This window comes from Streptomyces sp. NPDC029956 (genome assembly GCF_055574655.1).
Map to the genome: position 1 here is coordinate 1 of NZ_JBVHZJ010000065.1, position 8,501 is coordinate 8,501.

Genomic DNA, 8,501 nt, shown 5'->3' on the forward strand with positions numbered 1-8,501 from the left:
AGAGGGAGCGACCGTACGGGTCATAGGGGCGTCGAGGGGGATACGCTCTTCCATATCCCTCCCCGCGGGCGGGGTGCCGGGGAGCGCCCCCCCCCCCCCCCCCCCCCCCCCGAGCCATGCAGCGCGAGCGATGCAGCACGAGCCACGCAGCACGAGCCACGCAGAGCCGGCCACGCCGGCGTCACGATCCGCCGGACTCCTGCTCCGCCTCTCCCCAGCCCCGCAGTTCATCCGAACCGGGCACCGTGCCGGTCAGCCGTACCTGGCCGGCCGCGTTCGTGCGGACTGTGAGGAACCGGCCTCGTACGGTGGCGGAGACGGGACCACGGACGGTGACCGCGGTCACGGCGCGGCTGCCGGCGGCGAGGAAGTACCGCGCCCCGGACGGCGCCGTCCAGTACGCCCCGGCCAGGAGGTGCTGGCCGAAGCGACTGCACGCCGCCGTGTCCTCGGGGACCGGCCCCGGCCCCCGTACCGGTCGGCTGCGTGCGTCCGGACCTTCCCACGCCACCGCCACGCGACCGCGCCCGTCCCAGCTCTCCGCGCGCGTGCACGTCCAGGTGGCGCGCCCGGCCCGTTCCGGCAGCGCCTGTTGGGCGAACTCCCAACGGTTCACGGCCCGTACGCCCGTTCCGCGCAACCCCGGCAGCGCGCAGGCCGAACGGGCCCAGGCGGCGAGGCCCGCCGCCGACGTCGCCTCTCGCGGCTGGCGCGCCGGGGCTCCGGTCCCCGGTGCCGGGGTCCACGTCAGGTGCGCCGGGCTGAGCTCCCCGAGGTCCGCCAGCAGGAAGGAGTGGTCCTCGACGATCCGGTTCGAGGAGCGCACCTGCAGCGCGGGACTGCGGCCGCAGTCGCCCGGCGCCTGCGGTACGGGGTCGGTGACGCCTTCCTCGGAGACGGCCAGCCGCCGGGCGGGCACGTCGGGCCGCAGGAGGTCGCGCACCGCGCTCTCGTCGATCCAGGGGGCGAGCAGGAACCGTACGCCGAGGCGTGTCCTGCTCACCGCCACCGCCGCGCCGGTGGTCACGTCCGCGGCATCGGCCCGGGCCAGTTCGAGGACCGCACCGCCCCGGTCGGTCGTCGGCTCGGCGTACCGGATGATCCGGTCGCCGTCGCCGTCGTAGAGGATCACGACGGCGGAGCCGTCGACCGGGCCCGCGAACAGCAGTCGTGCCGGTGCGGCGGGCGGGGTGGTCGGTGTGCCGGACGTGACGGTCACCCGGACCCCGGTCCGGTCGTCGGCGCTCTGCGCCCAGGCGTCGAGGGCACGGGACAGCAGGGCCGTGTCACCGGTCCTCGTCCCGCGGGCGGGCCACTGCGTCAGATCGACGCGAGCGGTGTCGGACCATCGGTCGGCAGGGGCCCTGAGCAGGAGCTCGGGGTCGGCCGCGCGCGCGGACGCGGCGACGAGGGCCGTGGCGGGCGGCGACGGCGTGGAGGGCGAGGGCGGCTCGGACCGCAGAGCGAGCACGGCGGTGGTGGACCCGGCGAGCAGCAGGGCGGCAGCAAGGGCGGTGAGTCGCGTCCGGTGCCGGCGGCGCAACAGGTCCGTCGGTCGCGCCTGCACGGTGCAGGGGTCGAACTCCGCGCCGTGCAGGAGCGATTCGGCATCGGTGCCGACGGTGGAGCGGAGGCGTTCGGCCGTGCGGAGCGCCTCGTCCGGCGCGGACACGCCCGCGGCGGCGAGGAGGAGCGCGGCGGACTGCGCGGTGAGGCCTTCGAGGACGCGCAGGGCGAAGGCGGCCCGTACCTCCGGGGGCACCGAGGCCAGCGCGGATTCCAGCGCGAGCTCGTCGTCGCCGCCGGCCCGGGGGAAGAGCCGCAGGCCCAGGACGGTGGGGAGCGGGATCCGCCCGAGAGTCCACCGGGGGCGGGCGGCCGCCCGTAGCGCGGCCGACACGACCCCTGCCCGCAGCCAGGCGAGAACCGGTCCCGGCTCGCCGCGCTGCGCGGGAACCGTCGGTCCGGGCGCCGGGCCGGGGCGTGACGGAGCCGCCGCCGCGAGGGACTTCTGTACGAGTGCGTGCGCGGCGAGCACCCGGCGATGCCTGCCGAGGGCGGGCGGGAGAATCAGGTGAGCGAGCCGGACGAGCCGTGGATAGTGCTCGACGAGCGCCGCCTCGGCGTCGCTCCGGCCGGGGCGCGGCGGCGCGGCCGGCGATATGTCAGTACTGGGGACGGTGTCGTGGGACTGCATGCCTGTGCAAACGAGAGGCGCGGGGAGCGGTCACCTCGGACGCGTGCTCTGGGGGTCCCCCGGACCGCGAGCCTCACTCGCACCGTGCGTGCGACACGCCGTGGGGAGGCCTGACCGACGCGATCCGCGGCGGGCCCACGGGACAGTGGCCCGGAGCTCGGGCGTCGGTCTGGGGACGGTGTTCGGCGAAAAGGCTGCGTACCGCCTGCTGCTCGCCACATTTCTGCGGGTCTTCCGCCCGCTGTGTGTCCGCTGGGCGCCGCGGACCTGCGACGCCTCCGTCCGCGGAGTCCGCTGCTCGCGTCCGGGGCGCTCTCGTCCCGGCCGGTCCCGGAGAGGGAACCCGGCTGCCGGGCTGCCGGCCGCCGGGCTCCCTCCCCTCGGTACGGCTGTCAGGCCAGCACGACCGGGAGGTCGAACAGGTCGTTCTGCGTGACGACCGGCTTGTTCCGCAGCTCCTCGGGCGCGACGGCGAGACGCAGCCCCGGGAATCGCGCGTAGAGCGCGGGCAGGGCCACCGACGCCTCCAGGCGGGAGAGGGCGGCGCCCGGGCAGACGTGCGGGCCGTGACCGAAGGAGATGTGACGGTTCGGCGTACGGGTCACGTCGAACGAGCCCGCGGTCGGGCCGTGCTGCTCCTCGTCGCGGCCGATCGCGCCGAACGAGACGATCAGGCCCTCGCCCTTGGGCAGGACCTGGTCGCCCACCTCGATGTCCTCGGTCGCGAAGCGGATCAGCACGTGCGAGGTCGGCGTCGACCAGCGCAGGGTCTCCTCGATCACGTTCGCCCACGGCACCTCCCCGGAGAGGACCAGGGCACGCTGCTCGGGGTGGGTCTCCAGGGCCACGACGGCGTTCACGATGAGGCTGATCGTCGTCTCGTGCCCGGCTGCCACCATCAGCTGGAGGGTGTTGGTGATCTCCTCCGTGGTGAGGCGGTCGCCGCCCTCCGACGCCTCGATCAGCGCGCTCGTCAGGTCGTCACCGGGCTTCTCGACCTTGCCCGCCACGATCCCCGCGAACAGCGTGCCCAGGTCCGCCATCATCTGCGGCACCTCCTCGGGCGGCGTCTGCGTCGAGAAGAACTTCTCGAACAGGGCCTTCATCCGCGGGTGGTCGACCGGGTCGACGCCCATGAGGTCGCTGACCACGTTCATCGGCAGCGGGTAGGCGAACTCGGCCTTGAGGTCGACGGTCTCACCCGCCGGGCGCTCCGCCAGCCGGTCCAGCATCCCCGTGGTCAGGGCCTCGATGCCCTCGCGCAGTCGCTCCACCCGGCGCGCGGTCAGCGCCTGTGCGACCAGCGTGCGCAGCCGCCGGTGCTCGTCGCCGTCGACCGTCAGCATCGACCTGCCGGGGTTCGCGAGGCCGATCAGCGGCCAGTCCATGGGTATCTCGCCGCGCTGCCAGGCCCCCCAGACGTCGATGTCCTTGACCAGGCGGGCGTCGGTGAGCAGCCGCCGCGCCTCGGCGTGGTGGGTGACGGCCCAGCAGGCCACCCCACCGGGCAGGACGACACGGGCGAGCGGGCCCGCGGCCCGCAGCCGGGCGCTCTCGCCGTCGAGGTCGGAGACGAACGGGTCCAGGGCGATGGCGTCGGCGGCGGACGCGGCGTGGGCGTGCGGGCAGGTCATCCAAGAGCTCCAAGGGCGGGGGTCGGGGTGTAGGTCACGGGGAGCGCGGTGAGTCCGCGCAGCCAGGGCGAGGGGCGGCGGGCGAGGTCGGCCGCGGGGACCGCGAGGTCGACGTCCGGCAGCCGGTCGAGCAGCACCTCGATCCCCGTGCGGGCGATGGTCTCGGCGACCTCCTGCGCGGGGAAGGGACAGCGGTGCTCGCCGTGGCCGAAGGAGAGGTAGGCGTTGTTGCCGCCGGTGAGCCGGCCGGCGTCGGCGCGTACGTGCGGGTCGGAGTTGGCGGCGGCCAGGCCCAGCAGCAGCAGGTCGCCGCGGCCGATCCGGCGCCCGCCGAGGTGGGTGTCGCGCGAGGCCCAGCGGCCGGCGACGTTCTGGGTGGGGGTGTCCTCCCACAGGACCTCGTTCATCGCCTCGCCGACGCTGTGCCGGCCGCCGGACAGCGAGGCGGCGAAACGGTCGTCGGTGAGCATCAGCCGAAGCGAGTTGCCGATCCAGTCGGCGGTGGGCTGATGGCCGGCGGCCAGCATCACCATCAGGTCCTGGGCGACCTCCTCGACGGTGAAGCCGACGGTGTTGCCGAGCATCCGGGAGGCCACGTCGTCGCCCGGCTCCTCCGCCTTCGCGGCGAGCAGGGCGAACATGGACTCCGCCAGGTGGCGCTGGCCCTCCAGCGCGCCCTCCTGGCCGTTGATCATGTCGTTCAGGGCGGTGACGAGCCCCGGCCCCTGTTCCTCGGAGAAGCCGTAGACGCTGGCGAGGACGCGTACCGGCAGCAGCATCGCGTACTCGGCGATGATGTCGCAGGACCCCTTGGCGCACAGCGCGTCGATCAGTTCGTCGGCGAAGTGCTCGGCCCGCTCCTTCAGTACGAACGGGTCGATGCCCTCCAGGGCCGTGGAGATGACGTTCGCGCGCTCGCGGTGCCGCTCGCCGACGGTGTAGAGGATGGACGGCTGTTTGCGGCCGATCATCGGAAGCAGCGGCCAGTCCGCCGGAATCGCGTCCCACTGGTTCCACAGGTCGGAGTCGCGGGAGAAGAGGGCCGGGTCGCTGGTGACCTGGTGGAGCTCGCGGTAGCCGAGGACCAGCCAGGCCGGTACGTCGCCGTCCAGCACGACGGGGGCCACGGCCCCGTGGTCGCGCCGGATCTGCCGGTACAGCTCGGTGGGGTCGGTCTGGAAGCGCGGCCCGCTCAGGGGGACGGGCGGGTGCTCGGGGAGGGTCACGGGGTGGGCTCCGGGATCGGCTGCGGGATCGGCTGCGGGGCCGGGGCGACGACGGTCCGCAGGTGCTCGACGAGCGAGATGAGGACCTGCTTGCTGGATTCGCGCGACCGGGCGTCGCAGAAGACCAGCGGAACCTCGTCGGCGAGGTCGAGGGCCCCGCGGATCTGGGCGGGGGTGTGGGCGGGACCGCCGAAGTCGTTGCAGGCGACGACGAACGGCGTCCCGTGGTGCTCCAGGCGGTCGATGGCGTACCAGGAGTCGGCGAGCCGACGGGTGTCGACGAGCACCACCGCGCCGAGCGTCCCGGAGAACAGCCGGTCCCACAGGAACCAGAACCGCTCCTGGCCGGGCGCCCCGAACAGGTACAGGACGTTGTGGGTGTCGAGCGAGATCCGGCCGAAGTCGAACGCCACGGTGGTGGCCGACTTGGCGGCGACCCCGGCGGTGTCGTCGACGCCCTCGCCCGCCTGCGTCATCGTCTCCTCGGTGTTCAGCGGACGGATCTCGCTGACCGAGCGGACGAGGGTGGTCTTGCCGACTCCGAATCCGCCGACGACGACGATCTTCAGTCCGTTGTCGGCGGTGCTGTGCAGGGTCTGGCGCTGTTCAGAGGTTACGGAGTCCAACGAGCACCTGCTCCAGGATGTCGTGATCGGGAAGGCGGTACGACGCACGGGGATGCCGGGCGCTGATCCGGCCGGTGTCGTGCAGGTCGGCCAGGAGGATCCGGGTGATCGACACCGGCAGTCCGAGCCCGGCCGCGATCTCCACCACCGCGGTGGGGTACCGGCACATGCGCAGGATGGCGGCGTGCTCCGACTGCATGCCGGTGACCGGGTCGCTCTCGGAGACCACCAGGGTCACCAGGTCGAAGGCGTCGGAGCCGGCGCGGCTGCGGCCGCCGGTCAGGGTGTAGAGCCGGTCGGGGGAGTCGTCCCGGCCCGGTCTGCCGCGACTCATCCCCGGGGCCTCGCGACCAGGTGCTCGCCCAACTGCTCCACCAGCTCGGACATGTTGTGGCCCACGAGGCCGGCGTCGGCGTCCTCGTCGGCGACGACGGCGAGGTGGGCGCCCTCGCCGGCCTCGACGATGAAGAGGATGCCGCCGTAGAACTCGGCGATCGCGGAGCGGACCCCGCCGGTGCCGTCGCCGAACTCCACGGAGGCACCGTGCGACAGGCTCTGGATGCCGGCGGCGATGGCGGCGAGCTGGTCGGCCTGGTCGACGGAGAGCTCGGGGGTACGGCACAGCTTGAGGCCGTCACGGGAGAGCACCAGGGCGTGCCGGGTGCCCGGGGTGCGTTCCAGCAGGCCCTCCAGGAGCCAGCTGAGCTTCTCGTCGGTGGTGGAGCCGGTCATTACGAGGTGCCTTCCGGGTACGGGGGGTTCGAGGTCGGCGACGGTGTCCGCGGAGCGGACGCCGGGCCGGCCGGATCGGTGGGTACGGAGGAGGAGCCGGGCCGGTCGTCGCCGCCGGACGCGGCGGACGCGGCCGGGGTCTCCGGCACGGGGCCGCCCTCGGGCTCGCCGTCCGGCCGGGAGGTGGTGCCGCGGACCGCGCGCCGGAACGAGCCGAACCGGTTCGCCGCGCCGGCGGCCGCGCCGGTGCGCGGCCCATCGGCGGGCGCCTTCTCGGCGGCCTGCGGCCCCTCGGGGTGGGCGGCGGCCATGGCCCGGCCGCGGCGGCGCTGGGGCAGGCCGCTCTCGCCGAACCGCGGGTGCTCGCCGGTGCTCTCCGCCGCGCTGTCGTGCACGGTCTCGGGCCCGGGGGCCACGATCGGGGCCGGGGCGCCGGTCGTCGCGGGGGCGGACAGGCCCCGGCCGGAGACCGGCGGCAGCGCGTCGGCAGGCGTGGCCGCCGGTTCCGCGGGTGCGTGGCTGATCAGCTCCTGCGGCAGCATCAGCAGGGCGCCGGTGCCGCCGCGCGCGGAGGGGCGGAACGACACGGTGAGGCCGTGCTTGTGCGCCAGCCGGCCGACGACCGCGAGTCCGAGGCGCGTGCCCGAGAGGCCCGCCAGGTCCTGCGGCGCGGAGCCGACGGCGGCCTCCGCACGGCGCTGCTGCACGTCGCTCATCACGAGGCCGCTGTCCTCGATGGCGATGATGACGCCGGCCGGGACCTCCTCGACGTAGACGTGCACCTCGGCGGTGGGCGGCGAGAAGTTCGCCGCGTTGTCCATGAGTTCGGCCAGGGCGTGCATGACGCCCTCGGCCGCGTGCCCGGCGACGGCCGCGTCGCTGCTGGAGTGCAGCCGCACCCGCTGGTAGCCGCTGATCCGGCCCATGGCGCCGCGGAGTATCGACTCCATGACGATGGGGCGGGCCCAGCGCCGACCGGACCGGGCCCCGCTGAGCACGGCGACGGAGTCGGCGAGCCGGCCGGCCTGTGCGGTGCGGTGGTCGAGGTGGAGGAGGTCGGTCAGGACGTCCTCGTCGGCGTGCCGGTGCTCCATCTCGCGGAGGTCGGCGAGCATGCTCGTCGAGAGGGCCTGCATGCGGCCGGCGGCGTTGGCCGCGGCGGCCATGGCGGCGGACCGGCCGGACTCCGCGCGGCGCAGCCGGGTTTCGAGCCGCGCGGTCTCGGCGGCGCGTTGCCGGCCCAGTTCGGCGATCTCGGCGGCGTGGGTCCGGGCGAGTTCCTCGGCCTGGGCCGCGTGGGCCGCCCGGGCGGCGGAGGACTCCGCCTCCCGGCGGTCCTCGAGGGTGGCCGCCTCGCGCTCGGCGGCGGCCTTGAACCGGGCGAGGTACGCCTCCTTGGAGGCGACTTCGGCCGCGAGGGTCTCGGCCCGCCGGGCGAGTACGCGCGCGGTCCGCCCGTACCAGGTCACGGCGAAGGCCGCGGCCGAGAGCAGCAGGACACCGCAGACGGCGAACCAGCCGAGCGGAGCGCGGACTCCGCCGGGTGCCGCGGCGACGGCGGCCACGGCGAGCGCACCACCCGCGGCGGCGGTGAGCAGCGAGGCGGTCAGGGCAGGACGGAAGGGGGTGGGTGACGCCGACATCAACCAGACTCTCGGGAGCAGGCACACGGGAATAGGAGTCGCAACGACGGCACTATAGATGCGTTGTTGATCAGTTTGGAACTCTTGTGATCGGATCGGCATTCGCCGGAGGGCATGCTTCTCCGGTACTGCGCCCAAGAAGGTCCGAACTTGTTGTCCACGCAGGAAGTACCGTACGGTAAGCGCTTCCTGACCATTCCTCTGTTCCCGACACCGCCCTACTCGCTCTGGCGCGGCGGAGGATGCGTCGGACGACGATCGCGGTGAGCGGTCTTTGCGAACGCGCACCATGGCGCAGTCGCCGACGTGAGAGCGGGGACTGCAGCGACGGGGGGGGGGGGGGGGGGGGGGGGGGGGGGGGGGGGGGGGGGGGGGGGGGGGGGGGGGGGGGGGGGTCGTCTGTTCCACCCCCTCCAGGCGAACAGAGAGGATCGGGGGGGCGA

The 8,501-nt window shown here is 74.4% G+C and carries 7 protein-coding genes; all 7 read right to left on the reverse strand.

Annotated features, from left to right (window positions below):
* Window positions 1-181: 181 nt before the first annotated feature.
* Window positions 182-2,197 (reverse strand): hypothetical protein, encoded by a 2,016-nt coding sequence (locus ACZ4XX_RS34400; protein WP_468511779.1) that lies wholly within the window; start codon window positions 2,195-2,197, stop codon window positions 182-184.
* A 392-nt stretch (window positions 2,198-2,589) separates the two neighbouring features.
* The gene (locus ACZ4XX_RS34405; protein WP_468511780.1) at window positions 2,590-3,831 is read right to left on the reverse strand and encodes a cytochrome P450 family protein; all 1,242 of its coding nucleotides are present in this window, start codon (window positions 3,829-3,831) and stop codon (window positions 2,590-2,592) included.
* Entirely contained in the window at window positions 3,828-5,057 is a 1,230-nt protein-coding gene (locus ACZ4XX_RS34410; RefSeq protein ID WP_468511781.1) for a cytochrome P450, read from the reverse strand. The genes ACZ4XX_RS34405 and ACZ4XX_RS34410 overlap by 4 nt, the downstream gene beginning before the upstream one ends.
* Window positions 5,054-5,683: a GTP-binding protein gene (locus ACZ4XX_RS34415; RefSeq protein WP_468511782.1), complete on the reverse strand. Its 630-nt coding sequence runs from the start codon at window positions 5,681-5,683 to the stop codon at window positions 5,054-5,056. Before ACZ4XX_RS34415 ends, ACZ4XX_RS34410 begins: the two co-directional genes overlap by 4 nt.
* Entirely contained in the window at window positions 5,664-6,017 is a 354-nt protein-coding gene (locus tag ACZ4XX_RS34420; RefSeq protein ID WP_468511783.1) for a DUF742 domain-containing protein, read from the reverse strand. Before ACZ4XX_RS34420 ends, ACZ4XX_RS34415 begins: the two co-directional genes overlap by 20 nt.
* Window positions 6,014-6,415: a roadblock/LC7 domain-containing protein gene (locus ACZ4XX_RS34425; protein ID WP_017236514.1), complete on the reverse strand. Its 402-nt coding sequence runs from the start codon at window positions 6,413-6,415 to the stop codon at window positions 6,014-6,016. The genes ACZ4XX_RS34420 and ACZ4XX_RS34425 overlap by 4 nt, the downstream gene beginning before the upstream one ends.
* Window positions 6,415-8,058: a sensor histidine kinase gene (locus ACZ4XX_RS34430; RefSeq protein ID WP_468511784.1), complete on the reverse strand. Its 1,644-nt coding sequence runs from the start codon at window positions 8,056-8,058 to the stop codon at window positions 6,415-6,417. Before ACZ4XX_RS34430 ends, ACZ4XX_RS34425 begins: the two co-directional genes overlap by 1 nt.
* Window positions 8,059-8,501: the final 443 nt, after the last annotated feature.